Source organism: Virgibacillus sp. DJP39 (genome assembly GCF_049310925.1).
Classification (GTDB): Bacteria; Bacillota; Bacilli; order Bacillales; family Amphibacillaceae; genus Virgibacillus_F.
The window spans coordinates 1-25,902 of record NZ_JBMERP010000022.1 but is presented as its reverse complement, the minus strand read 5'-3'; the positions used below and the strand labels follow the sequence as shown (position 1 = coordinate 25,902).

Sequence of the window (25,902 nt, the reverse complement as noted above, 5' to 3'; positions counted from 1 at the left end):
GAAAATGATATGCAGGCTCCTATATCCATTCAAGACAAAAAATCATTTATTGAATGGTTCCTAAATCATTATCAACTAAAGAAACGTGAAAGTGTTTGGATTTTGAACTACTTAGTTAATCATGATAGCCTTTTAAAAAATGTTCATTTCATTCGTGAAGCTAAGTTTTGCCCACGAGGCATCATCATTTCCAGCCAATGTTCAAATGATGCCCCGTTTCGTTTCTACAAAAATCATTTGGTCACAACAGACGCTGAGAAGTCATTCCATGATATACGAATGAATAGAGAAGAAGCGCTTTATGTTCAACTGAACTTTCATAATTCAATCCAAAATGCATCTTATGTTGCCGTTCTGGAAGATAATCCGTTTATTCCTGAAGATTATTATATTACGAAGAGTGATCAGGAAAATGCTAAATTACTTTTAGAAATGTTGGTATACGAGCAAGAAAAAAAGAAAATACAAGCTGCAATTGACCATAGTCTTGATATTAATGATCAGCAATTGTTCATGGAACTTACTATAAAGTTGAGTAAACTCGAAAATAATAATCAAGGTCAACCTAAGTTATTAAACCAATAGGTTGATTTTTTTTGTCTAAATAAGATAAAATTCAGTAAGAAATAAATTTGTCCTAGATTTAAGAAAAGGAAGGAAGTATAGCTAATAATGCAATGGGTAAAAAAAGATTTACTACAATACATACAAGCAAAAGAATATGTAGATACTATAATTGTGCCTTTGTCACCATTTCATTTGTCTGATGACACCGATATACCAAAAAGTGCATTTAAGGGTGAAGTTCTTTCTATCCTAACAAATGAAATTGAAAAAGAGTTAACAGGAAGAATTGTGTTAACACCAAGCTATAATTATTTAAAAAACGCAGACAAAGAGCAAGAAGTTGCTAGATTGAATGAATGGATAGAGGATAGCACAAAACAACCATTTTCAAATACCTTCTTTATCACTTTTGATTCGAGTTGGAAAAAACATGAACAATCATTAAAAGGTACGCTTCTGTGGTTCCCCGGTATTCAATCTGGTGATTTGTCATCAAGAGAAATGCATGGAGTTATTCATGATCAAGTTGGGCAAATAAGTGAATTAATTAAATCCTATTGGTAATAACCATGAAAAAGTGTGCTAAATGTGAATTAGTTGCATGAATTGTTGGTAACATTTTTGATTATATATTGACCGAACAAGCAGTTTGCGCTATCATGGTAATGTCCTAGTAATCTGATTTAAATTAGTAATGTCCGTGATTAAATGAAAAGAGGGGGGAAAATCATGAGCGAAAAAAAGCAACAAGTATCCCGTCGACAATTCCTGAATTATACACTTACGGGTGTAGGTGGTTTTATGGCAGCAGGTATGCTTGTACCGATGTTAGGTATGGCAGTTGATCCGATTTTAAAGAAGACAACGTCCGGTAACCTAAATAATGCTGGTATTGCCGTCGAAGATATAACAAATGAACCACAACGTGTTGACTGGAAGATTGAACAAATAGATGCTTGGTATCAATCAAAAGTAAGTAAATCAGCTTGGGTCTATAAAGATGAAAAAGATAATATCGTCGCACTTTCCCCAATATGTACACACCTTGGTTGTGTAGTAGCCTGGGAAGGTAGCGATAAATTTCCAGACCAATTTTATTGTCCATGTCATGGTGGACGTTACTACAAAAATGGTGTTAACGTAGAAGGTACACCACCATTAGCACCACTTGATGTATATGAATCAAAAGTTGAAAATGGAATGTTATACTTAGGAAATGCACACGCAAGAGGGGAGGCGGGAGTATAAATGTTACAGAAAATTTATGATTGGATTGACGAACGAGTAGACATTACGCCTTTATGGCGTGACATTGCAGATCATGAAGTGCCAGAACATGTAAACCCCGCTCATCATTTTTCAGCGTTTGTGTATTGTTTTGGTGGATTGACATTCTTTGTTACCGTTATACAAATTCTATCCGGAATGTTCCTAACCATGTACTATGTACCTGATATAGAAAATGCCTGGAAATCTGTTTACTACCTACAAACAGAGGTAGCACATGGTCAGATAGTACGAGGAATGCACCATTGGGGTGCGAGTGTAGTAATCGTAATGCTCTTGTTACATACTTTACGCGTGTTTTTCCAAGGCGCTTATAAAAAGCCACGCGAACTTAACTGGATGATAGGGGTTCTATTATTCTTTGTTATGCTAGGTCTTGGTTTTACTGGTTACTTGTTACCTTGGGACAACAAGGCATACTTTGCTACAGAGGTTGGACTAAATATCGCTGAACAAGTTCCATTTATTGGCGCGCAATTAAAAACGCTGTTGGCGGGTGATCCGAGTATCGTTGGAGCACAAACATTAACACGCTTCTTTGCAATCCATGTATTCTTTTTACCAGCAGGGTTGTTTGGGTTAATGGCTGCTCACTTTCTATTAATTCGTAAACAAGGAATTTCTGGACCACTATAAAAAGGAGGGAAAGCTGTGCATAAGGGTAAAGGAATGAAGTTTGTTGGAGATTCACGAATATCTTCAGAACGCAAACCGAATATACCAAAAGATTATTCTGAATATCCTGGAAGAACTGAAGCTTTTTGGCCTAACTTCTTGTTAAAAGAGTGGTTAGTCGGTGCTGTATTTTTAGTTGGATTTTTATGCTTAACTTTAGCTCATCCTGCACCATTAGAAGGTGTAGCTGATCCAACCAATGCAACATACGTACCGTTGCCAGATTGGTACTTCCTGTTTTTATATGAACTGTTAAAGTATGAATTTGCAAGTGGACCATGGATTTTATTTGGTATCATTATTCTTCCCGGACTAGCATTCGGTGGTTTATTATTAGCACCATTCTTAGATCCAGGACCAGGACGCAGACCCAATCAAAGACCTATTGCTGTTGCAATGATGGTATTGGGCTTAGCATCTACTATGTTACTTACTTATGAATCAGCTGCACACGTTAATTGGGAAGCACGTGCAGAAGCCAATAAGCCAGTTCCAGCAACAGAAATTAATAAAGAAAACCCTGGATATGCAGTTTATGAACAAAATTGTATGTCATGTCACGGAGAATCACTTGAAGGAAGTGCTGCGGCACCTTCTTTAATCGGGATTGATCATACGAAAGAGGAAATCATGAAAATAGCTCAAGAGGGTTATAAAACAATGCCTGCAGGGGTTTTTAAAGGTACCAAAGAAGAATTGGCAGCATTGGCAGAATTTATTATAAATGTAAATGAAAAAGCGAAATAATTAAAACACTTAGTTATACATGACGCCTTTGCCAACAGAGAATTGGTGAAGGCGTCTTTTACTTTTGTCAGAAAGGGGTAGCAGCATGTTACACTACATATTGCGTGATAAGTTATTTTTACTTTTACTTTTTTTCGTTAACCTGTTTGGCACAATTTATGGATACATATGGTATGGCTCCCAACTTGCTGCAACACCAGATATTTTTCTGGTTTTTGTTCCAGATAGCCCAACCGCAAGCCTGTTTTTTACGATAGTTGTCCTGTTTTTTTTATTCAAAAAGAACGCTCCATACATAGAAGCGCTTGCTATTATTACCTTATTTAAGTATGGGATATGGGCAGTTGCAATGAACATATTAACTTTAGTTGTTTCCGGATCTCTTGGTTGGCAAGGTTATATGCTGATGGTTTCACACGGGGCGATGGCCATACAAGGATTACTCTATGCACCTTATTATCGAATAAAGGTGAGACATATTGTAGTTGCTGCTATCTGGACATTACATAATGACATAATTGATTACGTATTTAACATGATGCCTGTATATTCTTCCTTAAATGTTTACATGAATAAGATTGGTTACTTTACTTTTTGGTTAAGTGTAGTATCCATTTTCATCGCTTATGCGCTCACAATTAAGAACAAAAATAAGCAGTTGCTGTAATAGTTGTGATATCCTCTTCTAACCTTACATAACTTTATAAAGGGAAAAAGGTTTTAAGGGGTTGATTATATTTGAGTATTTATACTTATTCTACAATAGTTAATCTCATCCAGGGTACGTCTTCTTTATTATGGGTTATAATCATTGTTGGTGGAACCATTATAGTGGTATTAGCTTATGTCAGTTGGATAAAATATAAAGCCGAAAAGAAACGTCAGCAAAGAGAGTCTGACAGTTGACTTTTATGTCATCTTTGACTAAAATTGACCTTAGTAAGACTATTATTTTATGGAGGAATAGCTATGACACTTGGTGGATATATTGTTTATATTGCCTTGTTAATGATTATCCCGCTTTGGGCACAATCTAAAGTTAAGAGAACATATAAAAAGTATTCAAAAAAACCAACGTCTTCCTTAATGACAGGTGCAGAGGTTGCTCGTAAAATTTTAAATGATAATGGTATATATGATGTACAAGTTGAAGAAACGAAAGGATTTTTGTCTGACCACTATGATCCTAGAAATAAAGTCCTGCGTTTGTCCAGTGGAAACTATCACGGCAAGTCAATGGCCTCATCTGCAATTGCAGCACATGAGGTTGGTCATGCAATTCAGGATGCTGAAGCCTATGCTTTTTTGAGATTTAGACATGCTTTAGTACCTGTTGCAAGTCTTGGTTCAAATTTATCTATTTTCCTTATCATAGGCGGATTTATATTTGGTATGATGAACCTTGTGCTGTTTGGCATTATATTTTTTGCCGTAGCAGTACTTTTCCAACTGGTCACATTACCCGTTGAGTTTAATGCTTCAAGTCGTGCAATGACACAGTTGGTTTCAACAGGTGTTATAAATAATAATGAAGAACGTGAAACGAAGAAGGTTCTTAATGCAGCAGCTTTAACATACGTTGCAGCTGCCTTAGTTGCTCTTGCAGAATTAATTCGATTCATCCTAATGTTTACAGCAAGTAATGAATAAAAAGATGGCCAACTGTGCCATCTTTTTTGGCAGGTAAGAAAGTATAAATCCTTTCTTACTGCATAAGTACAACTAGAGCTTTCGCAATTAAGACTTGGCGATAAGCCAAGTTTTCTAATTTGATATAAACAGTGATGTTGCTGCTTTCACAATCAATCAGCGATCGGATTTTTGTTTTCGTCTAATGTAAAACCTTCTCCTACCACGTCATGAACAGAGCTAACAGCAACAAATGCATGTGGATCTATGCTGTTTATTACATTTTTTAATCGTACTATTTCATTTCTTCCTACCACGCAATATAAAACATCGCGGGTTTCTCCAGTAAAACTTCCTCTTCCTGTAAGAACAGTTACTCCACGATCCATATCTCTAATAATTGTTTCAGCGATACTGTCACTCTTGCTGGATATAATAGTTGCCCCACGTGCTGAATAAGCACCTTCCTGGATAAAGTCAATTACGCGTGCAGCTATATAAACAGCTACTAGAGTATACATACCTTCAACTAGTTCTAAATAAGTAATTACAGATGTTGCTATTACAACTGCGTCGAACAGAAACATTGTCTTCCCCATACTCCAGCCTGCATATTTGTGGACTAGTCTCGCTATTATGTCTACCCCTCCGGTAGTGCCACCATATCTGAAAATAATTCCCAGTCCCACCCCGATAAATACGCCAGCAAATAATGCAACTAATGTCATGTCAGATTGTAAATCCAACTGGAAAGGCTTGAGTTGAAAGATTGCCAGGAATAAAGATACTGAAAGCGTACCTATGATTGTATAAGTAAAAGTATTACGTCCAAGGAACTTCCAACCGATAAAAAATACTGGAATATTGAGTATAATGTTTGTAACAGCAGGATCCCATCCCCAAAGAAAATACATCAATAGTGTTATACCAGTAAATCCTCCCTCACCAAGGTTGTTTTGCATATTGAAATGTACAAGACCAAAAGAAAAAATTGCTGAACCTAATAAGATAAATATGACGTTTTTAATTTTTATACCAAAAACCACCATGAACCCTCCCATTCCTTTTCATATTTAAAAATAATTTATTCACCTATATTTTTATTTTTGTGCAGGCTTCACCTAGAAACACACTTTTTCTATTATAGACAATTTCAGTAGAATCAACAACGTGTATGTTTTAGCAGGTTAATAATTTGTCAAATTAAAGTCAATTAGCTAACATGAGAGGAAGAAAACATTTATTGGGGGAATGCAAATGACAACTAATAAAAATACACTTACGACTCATGAAATGCAACAACGAGTGGATACATATATTTCGAAATCTGAAATAGGCTACTTCTCCCCGCTTGCTCAGATTGCTAGGTTAACAGAAGAACTCGGAGAAATGGCAAGGGAAGTTAATCATCATTTTGGTGAAAAACCAAAAAAAATCACTGAACATGACAAGGCAATCGAGGATGAACTGGGAGATATGTTATTTGTTCTCATCAGTTTTGCAAACTCGCTTGATATTGATTTATCGGATGCATTCGTTCGGTCTATCACAAAAATAGAAACGCGTGATAAAGATCGCTGGAAGCAAAAATAAAGGATAGGATAATAATGGGGAGAAGGTGAATCTGGTGAACATTGCATTAATAGCACATGATGAAAAAAAACAAGAAATGGTAAGATTTAGTACTGCCTACAAACATGTATTACAAAAACACTCTATCTATGCTACTGGAACAACTGGATTGTTGATAACGGAAGAAACAAATCTTCCAATCCATCGATTTCAGTCTGGTCCACTAGGAGGTGACCAGCAAATCGGGGCAATGGTGGCTAACGATGAAATGGATATGGTTATATTTTTTCGGGATCCAATGACAGCACAACCCCACGAACCTGATATAACTGCGCTAATGAGACTTTGTGATGTCTATCTGATTCCATTAGCAACAAATTTAGCTGCTGGAGAGATTTTAATTCGCGCTTTGGAGCGTGGTGATTTTCAATGGAGAGAAGTAGTAAAGCAAAATAAAAAAGATAAGGAAATGAATATATAATGAAAATAGGAATAACATGTTATCCTACTGTTGGGGGGTCTGGTGTTATTGCGACTGAGTTGGGTATGTTGCTTGCTGAACAGGGAAATGAAATACACTTTATTACCTCAAGCTTGCCATTTCGTCTTAGTCGCGTATACCCGACAATCTTTTATCATGAAGTAGAACTAAACCATTACCCGGTTTTTCAATATCCGCCTTTTGATTTAGCACTTGCAAATAAAATGGCAGATGTAATAGATAGAGAGAAGCTAGATGTTCTACACGTACACTACGCCATGCCGCATGCGATATGCGCCATATTAGCCAGAGATATTGCTAAACATGACGTTAAAATTGTTACTACGTTACATGGTACTGATATCACAGTACTTGGGATAGATCAAACCTTCAAGAAAATGATAACGCACGGGATTGAGCAATCTGATGCAGTTACTGCTGTTTCAAAAAGTCTTGTTGGGCAAACTAAAGACATGCTCGGAATTACAAGAGAAATTGATGTTGTCTATAATTTTGTAAATGAACATGAATACAGCAAAAAAGAATTGCCACATATTAAAAAACAATACGGTATTAAAGAGGACGAAAAAGTTTTAATCCATATTTCTAATTTTCGTAAAGTAAAACGAGTTGAGGATGTGATTCACACCTTCAACAAAATTAAAGCGAAAATGAATGTTAAACTGTTACTTGTCGGTGATGGTCCTGAGTACTCAAGTATTTGTCAATTAGTCGATTCACTTGGTTTAAATAATGAAATTTTGTTTCTTGGAAAACAAAAAAATATCAGTGATCTCCTATCTATTTCGGATTTAAAATTACTGATGTCAGAAAAAGAAAGTTTTGGTCTTGTTCTGCTGGAAGCTATGGCATGTGAGGTTCCAACTATCGGAACTGACACCGGAGGAATCCCAGAAGTTATCGAGCATAATGAGACGGGTTATATTGTTAGTGTAGGCGATACTGACCAAGCGGCAGCATATGCTGTACAATTACTGCAGAACGAGGAATTGTTAAAACGCTTTTCCCGTAATGCTTTTAGGCGCGCTAGAGAGTTTTTTCACTCAGAAATCATTGTTAAAGAGTATTCAGATATATATAATCGTGTTTTATCAAAAAAATGAATGTAAAAAGTGGTGAACAGAATGCTTGATCAAACATTTGACGAAGCTGTGCATATTATTGATAAATTAAATAATAATGGTTATCAAGCATATTTCGTTGGTGGATGTGTACGAGATTATTTAATTAATCGAACAATCTCTGACATAGACATTGCTACTTCTGCACCGCCGGAAAAGGTTCAACAGCTATTTCCAAATGTAATACCAGTTGGGCTCGAACACGGGACAGTTATCGTTAGACATAAAAACAAGTCGTATGAAGTAACAACATTCAGGGTAGATGGAAAGTATTCGGATAAGCGAAGGCCTGACAACGTTAAGTTTATTCAGACTATTGACGATGATTTAAAACGCCGGGACTTTACAATTAACGCGTTAGCAATGGATCATTCAGGGGATATTATAGATTTATTCGATGGTATGAATGATCTTAAACATAAAATCATTCGAACTGTAGGTAATGGTAGAGAAAGATTTGACGAGGACCCATTAAGAGTCATACGTGCACTTCGATTTTCAAGTCAGCTCGGATTCGAGATAGATCCTGAAACAATAAATAACATGAAGATAATCGCTCCTGAAATTTCTAAATTGGCAGTGGAACGTGTTCGTACTGAGATCACTAAATTTTTTGGTGGTTTATTCATTAAAAATGGATTGGAATATTTAAAAAGAACAGAAATTCATCTGTATCTACCAGTTATGATAAACTATCCATATATTATTGGAAACCTTCCATCAAATTTTATTCCATTAAAAAGTTTTTCTGAGGTAGTCACCTTATTTCATTATTTGGAATCAAACATACCTATAAAAGAATGGCTTGATTCCTGGAAGTGTTCCAATCAGGAGAAAAAAGAGGTTAGACATTTAATTAAAGCTGTAAATTACTATAAGGTAAACGGTATCGATAATCGTTTTTTATATTGCTTACAGCAAAAATATATTGATGCTTTTATGCGCTTAATAACAATGATAGATCCAAGTTCCTTGGTAACTAAAGCTGAATTATTAACTATTTACAATTCACTTCCCATCCATTCCAGACAAGAATTACAAATCAATGGGCAGGATTTAATTACCTTATTTCCGAATAAAGATAAAGGTCCCTGGATAAAAGAAGCCCTAAATGAATTGGAGGACTTTGTTGTTCAAAATCATGTTCTAAACAAAAAAACTGAATTAAAGGATTGGGTAAAATGGAATCCACCAGGAACAAATTAATAAAATTACTGGCAGAGAATAACTCCACCTATATATCTGGAGAACAATTATCAAATGAATTACACATTTCACGTGCTGCTATATGGAAACATATGAAAAAGTTAGAGGAAGATGGATACAGAATTGAAGGAAAAACAAAAAAAGGATATAGAATTACAGCGTACCCATCTAAAACAAGTGAAAACACATTACACTGGGGACTTCAAACAGAGTGGTTAGGAAATAAAATAATACACAGACATTCAGTTACATCAACACAGCACCTAGCACACCAGCTTGCTAGTGAAAATGCTTTACATGGAACTGTTGTTATTGCTGATGAGCAAACAGAAGGTAAAGGGAGAATGAACAGACCCTGGCATTCAAGTGAAAACAAAGGTATCTGGATGAGCATCATTCTAAGGCCAAAGATATTACCATATTTAGCACCACAGTTAACCTTACTAACAGCAACAGTTATTGCAGAAGTTTTTAGTAAACAGCTTGGTATTACACCCCAAATTAAATGGCCAAATGATGTACTGATTAATCAGAAGAAGGTTGCAGGAATTTTAACTGAAATGCAAGCTGAACAAGACCAAATTCAATATATTGTAATTGGAATAGGAATAAATGTGAACCATTCAATCAACGAGATTCCAGAAGACCTAGTAAATACAGCAACTTCATTACATATTGCATCTAAGGAAGAAAGACCTATCAAGGATCTCATTCAACAAATTTTACAGACATTTGAACCTACGTATAATCAGTATATAACCAATGGATTCACGGAAACGAAAGAAAAATGGGAAAGCTATGGATTTAAAATAGGACAGGACATTAAAGTAAACACTATGAAAAAAAACTGGACTGCTAAATTTGATGGAATTGCCAATGATGGTGCACTGTTAATTGAAAATGATGATGGCAGGATTCAAAAACTGTATTCAGCAGAAATTGATTGGTTTGGAGGAGGAGATAAAAATGTTAACTAGAATAGATCTTCAACGAATGAAACAGGAAAATAAAAAGATAACAATGCTAACTGCTTATGATTATCCAGCTGCAAAATTAGCTGAAGAAGCGGGAATAAACATGCTCCTTGTAGGGGATTCATTGGGTATGGTTGTGTTGGGTTATGATTCAACCATTAAAGTCACTGTAGACGATATGATACATCACGGAAAGGCAGTAAGACGTGGAGCGGCAAATACATTTGTAGTAGTCGACATGCCGTTTATGTCCTACCACATTTCTCCTCAGGAATCACTTAAAAATGCACGTAGCATCTTCCAACAAACAGATGCACAGGCAGTGAAAATTGAAGGTGCCTCAGAAGAAATACTTACTTTAACAAAACGATTAACCGATGCTGGGATACCAGTAATTGCACATTTGGGATTGACACCACAGTCTGTCAACGTACTAGGTGGCTATAAGGTTCAAGGAAAGGACAAAGAAACTGCTGATAAACTAATAGGAGATGCTAAAAAATTGGAGGCTAGTGGGGCAATCGCTTTGGTCCTTGAATGTATCCCAATGGAATTAGCAAAAATAGTAACGGAAGCTCTATCTATTCCAACAATTGGCATTGGTGCAGGTGCAAATTGTGATGGACAAGTATTAGTGTATCATGATATTTTAAAGTATGGTGTTGACCGTTTGCCAAAATTTGCTAAACCGTATACAGATTTAAACAGTACGGTTAAAGAAGCAATTGAATCTTACCGGAACGATGTAGTTGACCAAACGTTTCCATCCGAAAAATATAGCTTTACATCAAATTGATAAGTCAAAAGAAGGTAGAAAAATGAAAATTATTCGTACGGTAAGTGAAATGCAAAACCTTGCATTTTCATTCATCCTTGAAAACAAGACAGTTGGTTTTGTTCCGACGATGGGGTTTTTTCACGAAGGGCATGTCGCTTTAATGAAGCAGGCAAAAAAAGAAAATGATATTGTAATCACCAGTATTTTTGTTAACCCATTGCAGTTTGGACCGAGTGAGGATTATGAGCAATACCCAAGGGATGAAGAACAAGATATTATGAATGCAAAAGATGTAGGAGTTGACATTCTATTTATCCCTCAAACACAAGACATGTATCCTAATAAAATGGTAATCAGCATGGACATTAAGGACCGGGTTAACGTGTTGTGTGGTAAAACGCGGCCAGGACATTTTCAGGGAGTTGTAACAGTATTATCAAAACTATTCCTTATCGTTCAGCCTACCAGAACATATTTTGGGAGGAAAGATGCGCAGCAAGTAGCAGTTGTCGATGCTTTGATAAAAGATTTAAATTTTCCTGTTGAACTAGTTACATTGCCAACGATTCGTGAAAAAGATGGTCTGGCAAAGAGTAGTCGAAATGTTAATCTGCGCGAGGATGAACGTGTGGACGCACCATGGATATACAAAGCTTTAGAATATGGCAGGCAAGTAGTTGTTGACGGGGAGAAAAATCCTGCTATAGTAGTAAAAGAGGTTTTAGATACGATTGATAACCATACTAATGGTAAAATCGACTATGTTGAGTTATTAAGTTATCCAGAACTTAAGCCTGTATCTACAGTTGATCAGCAAGTGATCTTGGCTGCAGCAGTTTTTTTTGAGGGAGCAAGGTTAATTGACAATCTGCTGTTCGATAGAAGCGGAGAAATTGTTAAACATATATAGGGGGAAATAGTATGTTTCGTACAATGATGAAAGCTAAAATTCATCGTGCACGAGTAACAGAAGCTAATTTGAATTATGTTGGCAGTATTACAATCGATCAGGATATTATAGATAAAGTAGGTATTCTACCACATGAGCAAGTCCAAATTGTTAATAATAATAACGGAGCTCGCCTAGAAACGTATGTTATTGCAGGAGAACGGGGTTCAGGTGTTGTCTGTTTGAATGGAGCAGCTGCAAGATTAGTCCAACCTGGTGATACGGTTATTATCGTTACTTATGCAATCCTATCGGATGAAGAATTGGTTTCGTTTAAACCCAAAGTTGCATTAATGAATCAGGATAATAAAGTTGAAGAGGTAATTGAACAGGAACCTCCACTAACGGAAATGTAGAAGTTTTATAAAAGAAGAAAACTCTTATCATTTTTAAATGATAAGAGTTTTCATATATAATGAAAAGTGTAAAGTAGATATTGAGGTGGGATAATGAATAGGTACGTAATAATAGATCTTGAAACAACAGGACATTCACCGTCTAATGATGATAAAATTATTGAAGTAGGAATTGTGGTTGTTGAAGATGATAAAATCATAGGAGAATATGGAACTTTTCTTAATCCGAACAAGCCTATTCCAACATTTATCTCAAACTTAACAGGAATAATGGATGATGATGTAATAGATGCACCGAGCTTTTCAGAAAAAGCGGATGAAATCGTGGAGATTTTTGAAAATAGTTATCTAATTGCCCATAATGTTCCTTTTGATTTGGGATTCTTAAATGCGGAACTTATTAAAAACGATAAAAAGCCATTAAATAATCCTGTTATTGATACAGTAGAACTTTCGCGGATATTATTTCCTCAAGCACCAAGCTATAAACTTAGTCAGCTTGCGGAATATACAAATATTCAACATACCGATCCACATCGTGCACTATCTGATGCATATGTAACAGCTTCATTATTTTTACACTTAAAGCAAAAACTTGAAACTTTGCCATATGAAACGGTAAATCAGTTGCTTCGATTAGAAAAAAAATTAAAATCTGATTTGTACGAACTTCTTTTTGCAAGAAGTGAAGCATTAGCATTCTCAACGATTGAACAACAAACAATAACTTCTTATAAAGGATTGGCCTTTAAAAAGGTTAATGAAATAGAAAGCCACAAATCAGATATGCAACTCTCATTTGGCGATTATTTGGATGCTATCTATGAGTCAGAAGGTTCGATGGATAACTTAATGGATCATTATGAGAAACGAGTCGGTCAAAGAGAAATGTCTGAGGAAATATTTGACGCTTTTCAAGGGAAAAAGCATGCATTAATCGAGGCAGAAACAGGGACTGGTAAATCATTAGCTTATATATTACCAGCTGTCTTTGAAGCTGTAGTAAAGAAAAAACGAATCGTTATCAGTACATATACGACACAATTACAATCTCAGCTTTTGGACAGTGAGATACCGTTAGTCAAGCAATTAGTGCCCTTTAATTTTAAAACAGCTCTGCTTAAGGGAAGGCAGCATTATATCAGCCTTGAAAAATTTGAAAAAGAATTATCGGATGACACAAATGATAATTATGACATAACACTAACAAAAGCAATGATTCTTGTTTGGTTGACTGAAACGGAAAATGGAGATTTTGAGGAAATCCAATTACCATCAAAGGGGTTTCTGTTTCATAAACGTATCTCAGCCGAAAGTGAAGGGGTATATGACATTAACTCCCCATGGTCAACTAAGTCTTTTTATCAAAGAGCACGCAGAAATGCGCAGCAGGCTGACATCGTCATTACCAATCATGCGTTGCTTTGTACCGATATGTCTAATGAGTTCCAGTTTATACCTTCCTATCAAAAAGCGATTATTGATGAGGCGCATCACCTTGAAGAAACTGTATCAAAGCACTATGGACTAACATTGGATTATACTAACTTCCAATACACGTTAAACAGTATTGGTACCAGTGACGATGGAAATTGGCTTGCTAAGGTTATTGGAAAAAATGATATTGCTATACCTGAATGGAATGAAACATATTCCCTGACTAAATACGAAATAGATGATTTGTTTCGCATGCTATTTCAATTTGTAACAGAACAGAACCGGACTCAAAAAGCAGTAAGTGATGTTGGGAGAATTCAATATCGTTTTGACAAGGATAAAGAAGGTTCTAAGGATTGGCAAACTATAAAAGAAATTGCATCAAGATTAACGTTTTACTTGCGTGACCTTATTCACTTTCTAACTTTTGCCGAACATCAATTGGTGAAAATACAGGCATTAGATAAATCAAAACAGGATGAATTTTTATCGACTATGCAGACATTGCAAGCAAATATTGACAGGATTGAACATTTATTTTTAATAGATGAACACGAAAAACATGTAAAATGGATTGAGATTGAAGCGTACGGTGCAAAAAACGCAGCATTTTTGTATAGCGAACCGATTGAAGTTTCTCAATTACTTGCGAATGACTTGTTTCAACAAAAAGAAAGTATTGTTTTAACGAGCGCAACATTGACCATGAAACAATCTTTTTCATTTATAAAAAAAAGGTTAGGAATCCCAGATGACCGCTTACTAACAAACAAAATAAAATCACCATTTTCCTATCATGACCAAGTGCAGCTTTTAGTTCCGAATGATTTTCCGGACATAAAGGGTGGCAATATAGATGATTTTATTTATTCCACTTGTGAGGCAATAATTTCACTTGCTGACATTACAAAAGGGAGGATGTTAATCCTATTTACATCCTATGACATGTTGAAACGTGCTTATTATTTGTTGAAAGAAACGCTTGATACTAAATACATGTTGATTGCACAGGGTATATCCAGTGGTAGTCGGTCTAGATTAAAGAAAAATTTTATCAATTTCGATAAAGCCATATTATTAGGAACAAGCTCTTTTTGGGAAGGTGTGGATATTCCAGGAGAAGATCTTTCCTGTCTAATGATTGTAAGGCTTCCCTTTCAACCTCCAAACCACCCTGTGTATGAAGCAAAGTCGAGCTACTTGAAGGAACAGGGGAAAAATGCTTTTTTTGAACTATCATTGCCAAATGCAGTTATTCGTTTTAAACAAGGATTCGGAAGGCTTATTCGTTCATCAAATGACAGAGGTATCGTATTTGTTTGTGATGCACGTATGATGAAGGCGAGGTACAGTAAATATTTTATAGACTCCATTCCAGATGTACCAACAAGTTTCACGACAACTCATGATCTGATGAAAAAAGCCAAAGAGTGGTTTTAACAATTCATATGTAAAAAAAATCTGATGCACATTATTGTACACCAGGAAAAAAGGTTTGGGTTAGGAACGTTTTTTTAACATAAAAGTTATTTGCTTGTTATAATTAATGGGGAATTGTTCTCAAGCGTAATCATAGTATGAACAATTGTTTTGAGGATAATGTGTAGAAAAATATGATAAAACAAGAAGGTTTTATAATTGGAGGGAAATTGATGGATAAAAAATATGAAACCATTTCAACTGTCAGGGTTGCCTATTCATCAGATCTATACAAAATTGTCGATACATTAAATCGAACACTGAAGGAAGAAAATCTAATGTTTGGTTTGGCATTGGATGATAAGAATAATGCGGAAGCAAAATTCACAATATACCGTACATAGTTGGATTAAATGGGTGTTGTTGGGACTAATTCTAATCGTTATTTCTTGTTTAACGTATCTTTTTTTCTTGTACAGTGATATTCAAGATAACAGAACCTTAAAATATCAAGACTCAAAAGATGCGGTTATTGAAAAGACTAGTGTGTCACAGATTGAAAATATTACAGAATATAATGGAAAAAATCAGTTTCATGTCATTTTCGGATCTACAAATGAAGGCGCGAATAAAATCGTTTTTGTCCCGTTAAATGAAAATAGTGGTAAACTAACCACTTTTAATCAAGCAGAAATTATTAGTCAGCAGGAAATAAAGAACTCATGGGCAAAGCAATGTGAGGATTGTGAACTAATAGATATTACACCGGCAATTGAAAACAGTGAGCCTTTATGGGAAGTGACGTATATAGATGATTCAAACCGCTATATTTTTGATTACTTGTCCATGTTCGATGGTACACGTGTACAGCAATACCGGCTTAAATCAATTTTTAATTAGAAAAGGTGATAAAATGGAATTAGCAAATAGAGTCAAAACGTTGACACCATCATCTACACTTGCCATAACTGCCAAGGCGAAGCGTCTAAAAGAAGAAGGACATAACGTCATCGGATTAGGCGCTGGAGAACCCGACTTTAATACACCACAATACATTATTGAAGCTGCAAAAGCTGCGATGGACAATGGCATGACTAAATACACACCATCCAGTGGAGTATTGGAGCTGCGTAAAGCTATTAGTGCTAAATTTAAAAATGAAAATGGCTTAGATTATAGTACTGATGAAATCATCGTAACCACAGGTGCTAAACATGCATTGTATACGTTGTTTCAGGTTTTATTAAACCCTGGAGATGAAGTGATTGTTCCTGCCCCATATTGGGTCAGCTATCCAGAACAAGTGAAGCTTGCTGGAGGTAACCCTGTCATTGTCAAGGCAACAGAAGAAAACAGTTTTAAATTAACGCCAGAACAACTAGAGGCAGCAATTACGGAACAAACAAAGGCTGTAATTATAAATTCACCAAGTAATCCTACTGGAATGATGTATGATGAAAATGAGTTAAAAGCCTTAGGTGAAGTTTGTATAAAACACAATATTTTAATCATTTCAGATGAAATATACGAAAAACTAATTTATACAGATGATTTACACGTTTCTATTGCACAATTGTCAGCCAAACTTAAAAAACTTACTATAGTTATTAACGGACTTTCAAAATCACATGCTATGACAGGATGGCGTATAGGATATGCTGCAGGAGATGAAACAATCATCAAGGCAATGACGAACCTTGCATCACATTCAACGTCTAACCCCACCTCTATTGCGCAATATGGAGCACTTGCGGCATATAATTCGTCCGTTGATCCAATTATAGAGATGAAACAAGCTTTTAAGGAACGCTTAGAAATGTTATACGAGTTGATAGTAGACATACCTGGGATAGATTGTGAAAAACCTAAAGGCGCTTTCTATCTTTTCCCAAATGTTGAAAAAGCTGCTAGAATGAACGGGTTTGATTCCGTTGATGCATGGGTAACTGCAATACTTGAAGAAGAAAAGGTAGCACTCGTTCCTGGATCAGGGTTTGGATCACCAGGAAACGTAAGATTATCTTATGCAAGTTCGATTGATTTACTAACTGAAGCAGCAGAACGAATTAAACGTTTTGTCAGTAGTCACAATTAAAAATATGGAGGATTTAACTTGAAAATTACAATATCACAATCACCAAAAAATGAAGAACAACAAGTAACTATAGGTGCATGGCTTACAAATAAACGATCAAGCGGTAAAATTGCATTTTTACAACTTCGTGATGGTACAGGATTTATGCAAGCAGTTGTGGCTAAAAGTGACGTTACAGAGGAAACCTTTCAATTAGCCAAAAATATGACACAAGAGACATCTATGTACATAACCGGAAAAATTGTAGAGGACACGCGATCACCATTTGGTTACGAAATGCAGGTTAGTGAAATTGAATTGATCCACGAAGCAACAGATTATCCTATCACACCGAAGGAACACGGAACAGAATTCTTGATGGATCATCGTCATCTTTGGTTACGTTCAAAACGCCAGCATGCTGTTATGAAAATCAGAAATGAAATAATACGTGCTACATACGAATTTTTTAATGAAAATGAATACGTCAAAATAGATCCACCAATTCTTACCGGATCTTCCGCAGAAGGGACAACAGAATTATTTCATACGAAGTATTTTGAAGAGGAAGCTTATCTATCACAAAGTGGACAACTCTATATGGAAGCTGCAGCAATGGCATTTGGCAAAGTGTTTTCGTTTGGTCCAACTTTTCGTGCTGAGAAATCTAAAACTCGAAGGCATCTGATCGAATTTTGGATGATTGAACCAGAAATGGCCTTTGTTGATCACGAAGAAAGTTTAAATATTCAAGAACAATATGTTAGCTTTGTGGCTCAGTCAGTTCTTGCAAATTGTAAGTTGGAATTAACTATTTTAGAACGTGATACAAAAAAACTTGAAACGATTAAAGCGCCATTTCCACGAATTTCTTATGATGATGCAATTACTTTATTAAAGGAAAAAGGCTTTGAAGATATTGAGTGGGGTGAAGATTTCGGTTCTCCACATGAGACTGCTATTGCAGAACACTTTGATAAACCAGTATTTATTACGAATTATCCAGCATCGATAAAAGCATTTTATATGAAACCAGATCCAAATCGATCTGATGTTGTATTATGCGCAGATTTAATTGCACCTGAAGGTTATGGAGAAATAATAGGTGGGTCACAAAGAATTGATGATCTAGAATTGATGACAGAACGTTACGAAGAACATGGTCTTACTGGTGAAGCCTACAAATGGTATTTAGAATTACGTAAATATGGCAGTGTTCCACATTCAGGGTTTGGATTAGGACTTGAACGTACGGTTGCTTGGTTATCTGGGGTCGACCATGTACGAGAAACTATCCCATTTCCTCGTTTGCTAAACCGTTTATATCCATAAAAATTCAAAAAGACTCCCTTTGGCGACTAAAGCACAGGGGAGTCTTTTTAAATAAAATTCCGGTGAAAGCGACTGCCCGTAGCGGAAATCAGTACAGCTGTTACGTCTCAATTTTAATCAACTACGGTAGTTGAAGAGCAACAATACCTAAGTAAAATAGCTAATAAAAATAGATGAATTTCATGCTATACTAGGAATGAGGTGTATTAATTTGACTAAATCAATATCATATCAAACACTATTAATCGACCAATTGTCTATACCGATAAAGTTACTCACCACATACAAATCGCTTGGTTTAAACGAAACAGAAACTATGCTCATTTTACAAATACATCGTTTTTTATCTGTGAAAAATGAGTTTCCAACCCCGCTAGAGTTGGCTGAAATATTAACCTTAAGTGAGCAGGAATGTGCCCAAACATTACGGCAACTTATTCAAAAGAATTATTTGTCTATTCAACAGAAACAAAATAGCGAAAACCGAGTATCCGAAATATATTCTTTAGATCCACTTTGGAACCGTTTATTTGAAGAAAAGAAGAAAAAACAGGAGTCTGAACCTGAAGATGGCACCTTGTTTATCTTATTTGAGCAAGAGTTTGGACGACCTATTTCTCCATTTGAAATTGAAACGGTAAATGTTTGGTTGGATGAGGATAAATTAGAACCCTCGTTAATTAAAGCAGCCCTTAGAGAGTCTGTTTTGATGGGGAAATTAAATTTTAAATATATCGATCGTATTCTACGTGAATGGAAGAAAAAAGGAATTACAACAGTTGAACAAGCCCGAGAATCGAGCAAGAGTTTCCATAAAAAACAAACTACTCCCAATAATAACACTGAAAAAAAGCGAGATACTTCGTTTTACTATAATTGGCTAGAAGGGGAGGATTAATCTTGTTAACAAAAGTCCAAATAAGACACTCCTTAGATGAAATTACAAAAATGTTCCCTAATGCCGAATGTGAACTCACCTATAAAAATCCGTTCGAACTTGTTATAGCTGTGTTGCTTTCTGCCCAGTGCACAGATGTACTTGTAAACAAGGTTACGAAAAACCTATTTCAAAAATATAAAACACCTGAGGATTTTCTTGCTGTATCAGTTGAAGAACTGCAATCTGACATTCGATCGATTGGCTTATACAGGAATAAAGCTAAAAACATTCAAAAGCTTTGTCGCTCGTTAATTGATTATTATAATGGCGAGGTTCCTAATACGAAGTCAGAATTGGTTAAGCTTGCAGGGGTGGGACGTAAGACTGCAAACGTTGTTGCGTCAGTAGCTTTTGGTGAACCGGCAATTGCAGTGGATACACATGTAGAACGAGTCTCTAAACGCCTGGGAATCTGTCGTTGGAAGGACTCCGTAATACAGGTTGAAGAAACACTAATGAAAAAGGTTCCAAAAGAAGAGTGGACAGCAACCCATCATAGGCTTATTTTTTTTGGCAGGTACCATTGTAAAGCAAAAAATCCAAATTGTCCCGACTGTCCTTTATTGGGTATATGTAGAGAAGGGCAGAAAAGAATGAAAAAAAGAAATTAGAAAAATAGGGCTTATCGCCAAACATTATAGCAAAAGCCCTAGTTATACTTATGCAGAAAGAAGTGTTTATACTTTCTTTACTGCCGAAAAAAGATCACTCATAGTCTGAGTGATCTTTTTGGTTATTCATCTGGTTTTTTTGGATCGTCTCCGTCATCCGGTTTGTTTTCCGCTTCAGGAACTTTGGCTGTGGTCGTTGTAGGTTCACTTCGATTTCCGGCCTTATCAACCGTAACCACTGATATAGTGTATGTTTGCCCCGGCTGTACACCTTCACCTTCGATAACAAGACCTTTAGATTTCACATCCTGAGTCGTTGCCGATTTTCCATCCGGAGTTACAGTCACTTCAAATAGGGAAAAAGGTTTGTCATATTGCCAAGAAACGTTGATGGCATTTGTTTCTTCTTCATAATTAGCCTTTAATCCCTTTACAGGTTCTGCTACCTGTTTTTCTTTATCCTTATCCTTATCCTTATCTTTGTCTTCTTCTTCATCTTTTGGAACCTTTACAGTTGTAGTCGTTGCTTCACTTACATTTTCGGAATCGTCCTTATCTACCGCTATAACCTGGATAGTATAGCTGGAACCCGGTTCGACATTGGAAATTTCCAATGATTTATCCTCAGTTGATGATAGTTCTTGCATTGCACCATCATCTATACTTGCGCTAACTTGGAATACTGCATCATTAGAATTATAATCCCATTCAATCTGTATAGATTGTGAATCTTTGTCATATTTGGCTTTTAGTCCAGCAACTGGATCTAGTTGATCAAATTTTTTAGAAGTATTCGTTGGTGTATTACTTTTCACAAATAGCTCTGTGATTATTTTTGATTCTGGCGTATATTTACTTGGTAATTTAGCTGGTCTGGTTCCTTGCTCGACAGCAACCTCAACCACTGAATCTGGTTTTTGGAAATCTGCTGTTTCTTTACCCTCTGAAAGTTTGATCATTGTGTTTTTAAACAATGCATGTGGTATCTGACTATTTTGAAGACCTTGATCTTCATGTTCATAGCCGGTCCAGACGGATATTGTATAGTTTGTTGTATATCCAGTAAACCAGGAGTCTTTAGGCCCATCTAGACCATCTTTATTCGTAGTCCCAGTTTTACCTGCTACTTGAAGTCCAGGGATATTTGCGTTTACTCCAGTTCCTTCAGTAATTGCTGTTTTCAGCATATCAGATATCATATATGCTGTGTAATCAGACATCACTGGCTTTGGTTCTGGTTTAACATCTACTTCAGATCCATCTGGAAATTCAACTTTAGTGACTGCGTATGGTTCGTTGTATATTCCTTCATTTGCAAAAGCACGGTATGCCCCAGCAAGTGTGAGAGGAGAGGTACCTGTTTTTGTACCCCCGATAGCATCACCAATCGCCATTTTGTCATCATTAAACTTTATTCCTAAGCTTTCTGCAAATGGTTGTGCCTTGTCAATACCAACTTCTTCTAAAGTCTTCAAAGCAGGGACGTTCAATGACTTAGCTAAAGCTGTTCGAAGAGACACCCAACCAATGTAATCCCTAGTAAAGTTACGAACATATTTTTTAGGAGTGGTTCCTTTGAGTAAATATGGTTTATCATCATTTATTTGATGATAGGTTGACCATTTTAGGTTTTCTATTGCTGGTCCATATACGGTAATTGGTTTTATATTTGAGCCAGGCTGTCGTTTTATATCTAGTGCATAGTTAAATCCGCGATTCTCTAAACTGTCACGACTACCTCCAACTGCACGAATTGCACCGTTTTGTGTATCGAGCACAACCATACCAGCCTGCATTTCATCATCGTAATAAGGAATTGGATTGTTTTCTGTGTCGGTCAACAAAGACTCAACATGTTTTTGTGCGCTAGTGTCTAGAGTAGTATATATTTTGAGACCATCCGTATATATATCTGCTCCATCGACTTTTGCAGCTACTTCTTCTCTTACTTTTTGAATAAATGCCGCATAAGAAGCTTCATCAGGTTTAGTTTCTTTTAGAAGAGAAGGTATATCCACCTCTCTCGCTTTATCGGCCTCTTTTTCTGTGATTTTTCCATGCATTACCATTAGATCTAAAACAGTGTTCATTCTCTTTTTCATTAGTTCAGGACTCTCATATGGATTGTAAGCAGATGGACGTTGCGGTAATCCTGCTAAGATAGCTGCTTGAGGCAAAGTCAACTTACTCAAATCTGTAATACCAAAGTACACCTGAGCTGCTTTTGCAACACCATAGGCTCCATTGCCATAATAAATTCTATTTAAATACATTTCTAAAATTTCTTTCTTGTTATACTTTTGTTCTAATTTTAATGCTAACCATTGTTCTTGAACTTTAAGACTTATTTTTTTGTCTGGTGTTAGGAAAGCTTTCTCAACCACTTGTTGTGTAATTGTACTTGCACCCTCTGATCCAAATCCATCAGTGATATTTGCGATTATTGCTCCGCCTATTCGCCAAATATCAATTCCAGGGTGTTCAAAGAATCGTGAATCTTCTGTTGCAATAACAGCATTTTTTAAAACGGGTGGAAGATCTGTATAAGATATCTTTGTTCGCTGCTGCGCACCCAAGTCAGCAAACAAATCTCCATCTTTATCATATAATTTTGATGAGAAAGGTGTAGAAAGCTTCTCTGCATCAATTTCCGGAGCAGTGGCAATATAATACGTAAATAGAGCACCAACCCCGAGGATCAGAGCTAAAATTACCATACTAGTGATAAGTGCTATTTTTTTCCATACAGGTTTTTTTTGTGTCTTTTTTTGTTTTCGTCTTGCTGTTCGAGATTGGCTATCTTGTGCCATTCTGCATCAGCCTCCGTTCTAGAAATAAAGCGTATCGATAATTGCTAAATAATCAATTCTTTTTTGGTAATGAAATGGAATTAGGTATCCATTATTTTTAATGTCTTCATAGGGTATAGATTTTTTTTCACTCGAAAGTTTGTCCCAAAGGTTAAACAATACCTCTGCAGGTAAAAAATAAGTTTCCTCTAATTGTGCAAATCGAATAATTAAAAAGGAAATGCCACCATGATTTACAATAGAACGCATGTGTTTATGCTGGTGTTGGTGAATGTTTGCTAGTGGAAAGCGTGTCTTATTTTTAGTCTCCTTTGCCTCAAAGTCAATATGTTTCCCTTTGTAAACCCCATTATAATCGGTTGTTGATGCCTGTTTAAAATAGGCTTCTGTTATTACGGCAGCACTGCGCTTTGGATAATTAACGTTTACAATTTGAACTGGCGTAGGCTTTTTATGAATAACAGCAATGTCTGAATCTAAATAGAAGGAGTTAGTTATATTGATATCTTCTTCTAAAGTCATTCCTCTATTACTATATCCCTTAGTAGAGGTAGTAAATGTATCTGAACTGGTTCTTTGTATCTTTTGTCCATTTGGGTAATTCATTACTTTCCCCCTTAATATATCTAAATATCATAACAGAAAAAGGAATTTGAGAGTAGGTAAAAATGTGTTAACTATGTGTAAAAATCAGGATTATCTCCATTATATTATAAAGCAAACAAAAAAACATAACTTTGATAATATTACCCGTACTCATGCATATCAAAACTTCTATTTCAGGTATCAAGAGATAAATTGGGCATTTTTAGCTAGTATAGTTTCTCGAAACGCCGGCTGGAATATGACTGATCTTAACTTAGCCCCATTCAAAAAACTACTAGGGGAAAAAGAGAGAAATAGGTTATTTATGACATATGAGCGTGCGAATTGGCTTATTTTTTCCGATGTTTATCCCCAATTATTAACCTATCAGTTGTCATGTAAACTAAGCAAGCCCATGTTTCATTTACTTCCTTATTTAAGAGTCTCCTCCTACATGGAAAAAGAATGGAATGAATTTTGGATAGACCAAGATAAGAACAGGCTGATGACGGCCTTAATTATAAATGAGCAAAATGTAATACATGAGCCGGTTTTAAAACAATCTTTTTTCAAAGCACACGTGTTTAATGATTTACCTTATCATTTGCAGAATATGCTTTACATGAACGCAGTCATGCTACCATCTAAAACATTACCGCTTTATGGAGCTTATGTTCATAGCTTTACGAACCTTTCAAAAAGAATTGCACTAGGGAAGCATCTGGCATCAATTATCTTTAGTCCAGCCCATTATTCTGGTCTGGTTAATTTTGTACAACTTCAATGCCATTCAGGGTCCAGATGGGATTATGAAAAGTTCCAGAATTTTTCATTCCCGGTAAGTCCACCGCTAAAGAAAATTTACCCACCCATCAGACATCAAGATAATATTCGTTACGATTGGTATAAATGGAGGGGTGTCAGAAATAAATGGCTATTTCAATCTCAAGATGGAATCAAAACAGATATAGGGAAGTCATTTTACAGAAAAAGAAAGCTATTGTTTTCGTATGTTTCTCTAAAAGAATTGATTACCTAATAAAATTTTTGTCTAAATTCTTCTATTAAATGCTTATAGTCACTAGTTTTGTCGAACGTAAAGGTAATACAAAGACAAGAGCGAATACTACGCTATAACAATATATTTAACTAGGAGGGCTATCGATGGGTATCATGCGAAATGAAATTAGCAATATGGCCGATGGACTAGACAACAAAAGCACTTGTAATTCATTTAAACATATTTATGAGCAATTACAACTGATGGATCATGTTCTGGATCTACAAGTTGATCATGCTATACAAAAGACATTTCAACAGCAGAACCAAGAAATCAATTTTGCAATGCAGAAAAAAAGCGACATTCGTACTACTTTAAGAAACCTTTAAGTCTTTTTCAAGTGGGATTCTTGTCAAAAAAATGATAAAATAGGGAGGAGGCAGTTAGAAAGGTGCGCGAAAATATATGAATATAAAAGAACTAACAATAGAGTTAAAAGAACAGCTACAACTGTTAAAGGATAATTATGAAGCGAACAATCCTCCGGAAAATAAAAAAGACATGGCTTTTTTCACTGAAGTAAAAAATAAAACTGAACCAGTTTATACAATGCTTGATAAATGGGAAACAGAAGTGCTTGAGATAATAAAAGAGAGTAAGGTAAATGTTCATCCTCATCAAATTACGTCTACTAGAGAAAATATGGAATTATTGTTAATGCATAGTTATTACATTGATGTAAAAAGAAAACGTTATATGGAGCTTAATCATTCTGTAATTTTCATTTTTGATCAACTACTTCGAAACTTGTAGTGGCAAAAGAACTTTCTTTACAATTGAAGGAAATTCTTTTATACTATTTTTCCACATAGTGTGAGAGGGGTATAAAATTATATGAAGAAAGAAGATTTGATAGAAAGATCTATTGAAATGAGAAAAAAAGCATATGTCCCGTACTCAAAATTCCCAGTAGGTGCTGCTGTTTTAACAAAATCCGGTAAGGTATATACAGGATGTAATATAGAAAATGCTGCTTATCCAGTCAGCTTATGTGCGGAGCGAGTAGCAATTTTTAAAGCGGTATCTGATGGGGAAACAGAATTTGTAGAAATGGCGGTGTCAGCAGATACTAAGAGACCTGTTTCGCCTTGCGGTTCCTGTAGGCAGGTTATGAGCGAATTTTTCCAACCAGAAACAACTATCCACTTAACCAATTTACAAAATCAGCTGAAAACAGTAACAATGGAGGAACTACTGCCATTTTCATTTCAACCTGATGACCTGCCACCTAGTTTATAAAAGAAGCAGATACTATGGCTTCTTTTTTTATA

Annotated in this window: 30 protein-coding genes; 27 read left to right on the top strand and 3 right to left on the bottom strand. The window is 35.8% G+C overall.

Annotated features, from left to right (window positions below):
* Positions 1 to 9: 9 nt before the first annotated feature.
* The 8 genes from ACOI1D_RS09420 to ACOI1D_RS09385 all read left to right on the top strand — a co-directional run bounded on the left by ACOI1D_RS09420 (position 10) and on the right by ACOI1D_RS09385 (position 4,926).
* Positions 10 to 585: a ReoY family proteolytic degradation factor gene (locus ACOI1D_RS09420; RefSeq protein ID WP_422501022.1), complete on the top strand. Its 576-nt coding sequence runs from the start codon at positions 10 to 12 to the stop codon at positions 583 to 585.
* 87 nt (positions 586 to 672) lie between these two features.
* A complete protein-coding gene (locus tag ACOI1D_RS09415; RefSeq protein WP_422501021.1) occupies positions 673 to 1,131 on the top strand; it encodes a YpiF family protein in 459 nt (152 codons plus the stop codon).
* Between the two features lie 165 nt (positions 1,132 to 1,296).
* A complete protein-coding gene (locus ACOI1D_RS09410) occupies positions 1,297 to 1,815 on the top strand; it encodes a ubiquinol-cytochrome c reductase iron-sulfur subunit (protein ID WP_422501020.1) in 519 nt (172 codons plus the stop codon).
* The gene (gene qcrB / locus ACOI1D_RS09405; protein WP_422501019.1) at positions 1,816 to 2,490 is read left to right on the top strand and encodes a menaquinol-cytochrome c reductase cytochrome b subunit; all 675 of its coding nucleotides are present in this window, start codon (positions 1,816 to 1,818) and stop codon (positions 2,488 to 2,490) included.
* 15 nt (positions 2,491 to 2,505) lie between these two features.
* Positions 2,506 to 3,276 carry a c-type cytochrome gene (locus ACOI1D_RS09400; RefSeq protein WP_422501018.1) on the top strand — a complete coding sequence of 257 codons (771 nt, stop codon included), beginning with the start codon at positions 2,506 to 2,508 and terminating at the stop codon, positions 3,274 to 3,276.
* An 85-nt stretch (positions 3,277 to 3,361) separates the two neighbouring features.
* Complete coding sequence (locus tag ACOI1D_RS09395) at positions 3,362 to 3,943, top strand: DUF1405 domain-containing protein (RefSeq protein ID WP_422501017.1); 582 nt, start codon at positions 3,362 to 3,364, stop codon at positions 3,941 to 3,943.
* Between the two features lie 71 nt (positions 3,944 to 4,014).
* The gene (locus ACOI1D_RS09390; RefSeq protein ID WP_422501016.1) at positions 4,015 to 4,182 is read left to right on the top strand and encodes a sporulation protein YpjB; all 168 of its coding nucleotides are present in this window, start codon (positions 4,015 to 4,017) and stop codon (positions 4,180 to 4,182) included.
* A gap of 63 nt (positions 4,183 to 4,245) precedes the next feature.
* Entirely contained in the window at positions 4,246 to 4,926 is a 681-nt protein-coding gene (locus ACOI1D_RS09385) for a zinc metallopeptidase (RefSeq protein WP_422501015.1), read from the top strand.
* Positions 4,927 to 5,078: 152 nt separating this feature from the next.
* Here ACOI1D_RS09385 and ACOI1D_RS09380 read toward each other — a convergent pair whose 3' ends face one another.
* Complete coding sequence (locus tag ACOI1D_RS09380; RefSeq protein ID WP_422501014.1) at positions 5,079 to 5,954, bottom strand: YitT family protein; 876 nt, start codon at positions 5,952 to 5,954, stop codon at positions 5,079 to 5,081.
* A gap of 208 nt (positions 5,955 to 6,162) precedes the next feature.
* Between ACOI1D_RS09380 and ACOI1D_RS09375 the strand changes: the two genes are divergently transcribed.
* From ACOI1D_RS09375 to nth, 15 genes are all read left to right on the top strand, one after another.
* A complete protein-coding gene (locus ACOI1D_RS09375; RefSeq protein WP_422501013.1) occupies positions 6,163 to 6,498 on the top strand; it encodes a nucleotide pyrophosphohydrolase in 336 nt (111 codons plus the stop codon).
* Positions 6,499 to 6,532: 34 nt separating this feature from the next.
* Positions 6,533 to 6,958, top strand: coding sequence for a methylglyoxal synthase (locus ACOI1D_RS09370; RefSeq protein WP_422501012.1), 426 nt, complete (start codon positions 6,533 to 6,535; stop codon positions 6,956 to 6,958).
* Positions 6,955 to 8,082 (top strand): N-acetyl-alpha-D-glucosaminyl L-malate synthase BshA, encoded by a 1,128-nt coding sequence (gene bshA / locus ACOI1D_RS09365; protein WP_422501050.1) that lies wholly within the window; start codon positions 6,955 to 6,957, stop codon positions 8,080 to 8,082. Before ACOI1D_RS09370 ends, bshA begins: the two co-directional genes overlap by 4 nt.
* Before the next feature lie 21 nt (positions 8,083 to 8,103).
* Complete coding sequence (locus ACOI1D_RS09360) at positions 8,104 to 9,306, top strand: CCA tRNA nucleotidyltransferase (RefSeq protein ID WP_422501011.1); 1,203 nt, start codon at positions 8,104 to 8,106, stop codon at positions 9,304 to 9,306.
* Positions 9,282 to 10,283: a biotin--[acetyl-CoA-carboxylase] ligase gene (locus ACOI1D_RS09355; RefSeq protein WP_422501010.1), complete on the top strand. Its 1,002-nt coding sequence runs from the start codon at positions 9,282 to 9,284 to the stop codon at positions 10,281 to 10,283. The genes ACOI1D_RS09360 and ACOI1D_RS09355 overlap by 25 nt, the downstream gene beginning before the upstream one ends.
* Positions 10,273 to 11,076 carry a 3-methyl-2-oxobutanoate hydroxymethyltransferase gene (gene panB, locus ACOI1D_RS09350; protein WP_422501009.1) on the top strand — a complete coding sequence of 268 codons (804 nt, stop codon included), beginning with the start codon at positions 10,273 to 10,275 and terminating at the stop codon, positions 11,074 to 11,076. Before ACOI1D_RS09355 ends, panB begins: the two co-directional genes overlap by 11 nt.
* A 22-nt stretch (positions 11,077 to 11,098) precedes the next feature.
* Positions 11,099 to 11,968 carry a pantoate--beta-alanine ligase gene (panC, locus tag ACOI1D_RS09345; protein WP_422501008.1) on the top strand — a complete coding sequence of 290 codons (870 nt, stop codon included), beginning with the start codon at positions 11,099 to 11,101 and terminating at the stop codon, positions 11,966 to 11,968.
* Between the two features lie 11 nt (positions 11,969 to 11,979).
* Positions 11,980 to 12,363 carry an aspartate 1-decarboxylase gene (panD, locus tag ACOI1D_RS09340; protein WP_422501007.1) on the top strand — a complete coding sequence of 128 codons (384 nt, stop codon included), beginning with the start codon at positions 11,980 to 11,982 and terminating at the stop codon, positions 12,361 to 12,363.
* Between the two features lie 93 nt (positions 12,364 to 12,456).
* Positions 12,457 to 15,240 carry an ATP-dependent DNA helicase DinG gene (gene dinG, locus ACOI1D_RS09335; RefSeq protein ID WP_422501006.1) on the top strand — a complete coding sequence of 928 codons (2,784 nt, stop codon included), beginning with the start codon at positions 12,457 to 12,459 and terminating at the stop codon, positions 15,238 to 15,240.
* 212 nt (positions 15,241 to 15,452) lie between these two features.
* Entirely contained in the window at positions 15,453 to 15,623 is a 171-nt protein-coding gene (locus ACOI1D_RS09330; RefSeq protein ID WP_422501005.1) for a YpmA family protein, read from the top strand.
* Entirely contained in the window at positions 15,589 to 16,119 is a 531-nt protein-coding gene (locus tag ACOI1D_RS09325) for a DUF5590 domain-containing protein (RefSeq protein WP_422501004.1), read from the top strand. Before ACOI1D_RS09330 ends, ACOI1D_RS09325 begins: the two co-directional genes overlap by 35 nt.
* A 13-nt stretch (positions 16,120 to 16,132) precedes the next feature.
* Positions 16,133 to 17,314 carry a pyridoxal phosphate-dependent aminotransferase gene (locus tag ACOI1D_RS09320; protein ID WP_422501003.1) on the top strand — a complete coding sequence of 394 codons (1,182 nt, stop codon included), beginning with the start codon at positions 16,133 to 16,135 and terminating at the stop codon, positions 17,312 to 17,314.
* A gap of 18 nt (positions 17,315 to 17,332) precedes the next feature.
* Positions 17,333 to 18,625 carry an asparagine--tRNA ligase gene (gene asnS, locus ACOI1D_RS09315; RefSeq protein WP_422501002.1) on the top strand — a complete coding sequence of 431 codons (1,293 nt, stop codon included), beginning with the start codon at positions 17,333 to 17,335 and terminating at the stop codon, positions 18,623 to 18,625.
* A gap of 211 nt (positions 18,626 to 18,836) precedes the next feature.
* Positions 18,837 to 19,523, top strand: a complete 687-nt coding sequence (locus tag ACOI1D_RS09310) for a DnaD domain-containing protein (RefSeq protein WP_422501001.1) — start codon at positions 18,837 to 18,839, stop codon at positions 19,521 to 19,523.
* Positions 19,524 to 19,525: 2 nt separating this feature from the next.
* Positions 19,526 to 20,176, top strand: coding sequence for an endonuclease III (nth, locus tag ACOI1D_RS09305; RefSeq protein WP_422501000.1), 651 nt, complete (start codon positions 19,526 to 19,528; stop codon positions 20,174 to 20,176).
* Between the two features lie 122 nt (positions 20,177 to 20,298).
* Here nth and ACOI1D_RS09300 read toward each other — a convergent pair whose 3' ends face one another.
* Positions 20,299 to 22,986 (bottom strand): PBP1A family penicillin-binding protein, encoded by a 2,688-nt coding sequence (locus tag ACOI1D_RS09300; RefSeq protein ID WP_422500999.1) that lies wholly within the window; start codon positions 22,984 to 22,986, stop codon positions 20,299 to 20,301.
* Positions 22,987 to 23,004: 18 nt separating this feature from the next.
* Positions 23,005 to 23,592 (bottom strand): Holliday junction resolvase RecU, encoded by a 588-nt coding sequence (gene recU / locus ACOI1D_RS09295; RefSeq protein ID WP_422500998.1) that lies wholly within the window; start codon positions 23,590 to 23,592, stop codon positions 23,005 to 23,007.
* A gap of 73 nt (positions 23,593 to 23,665) precedes the next feature.
* On the opposite strand from recU, the gene ACOI1D_RS09290 reads away from it, so the two are divergent.
* The 4 genes from ACOI1D_RS09290 (at position 23,666) to ACOI1D_RS09275 (ending at position 25,870) form a co-directional block, all read left to right on the top strand.
* Positions 23,666 to 24,610 carry a DUF2515 family protein gene (locus tag ACOI1D_RS09290; RefSeq protein ID WP_422501049.1) on the top strand — a complete coding sequence of 315 codons (945 nt, stop codon included), beginning with the start codon at positions 23,666 to 23,668 and terminating at the stop codon, positions 24,608 to 24,610.
* Between the two features lie 125 nt (positions 24,611 to 24,735).
* On the top strand, positions 24,736 to 24,960 hold the full coding sequence (locus tag ACOI1D_RS09285; RefSeq protein ID WP_422500997.1) for a hypothetical protein: 225 nt from the start codon (positions 24,736 to 24,738) through the stop codon (positions 24,958 to 24,960).
* Positions 24,961 to 25,036: 76 nt separating this feature from the next.
* Positions 25,037 to 25,384, top strand: a complete 348-nt coding sequence (locus ACOI1D_RS09280) for a DUF1798 family protein (RefSeq protein ID WP_422500996.1) — start codon at positions 25,037 to 25,039, stop codon at positions 25,382 to 25,384.
* A gap of 81 nt (positions 25,385 to 25,465) precedes the next feature.
* Entirely contained in the window at positions 25,466 to 25,870 is a 405-nt protein-coding gene (locus ACOI1D_RS09275; protein ID WP_422500995.1) for a cytidine deaminase, read from the top strand.
* Positions 25,871 to 25,902 lie beyond the last annotated feature (32 nt).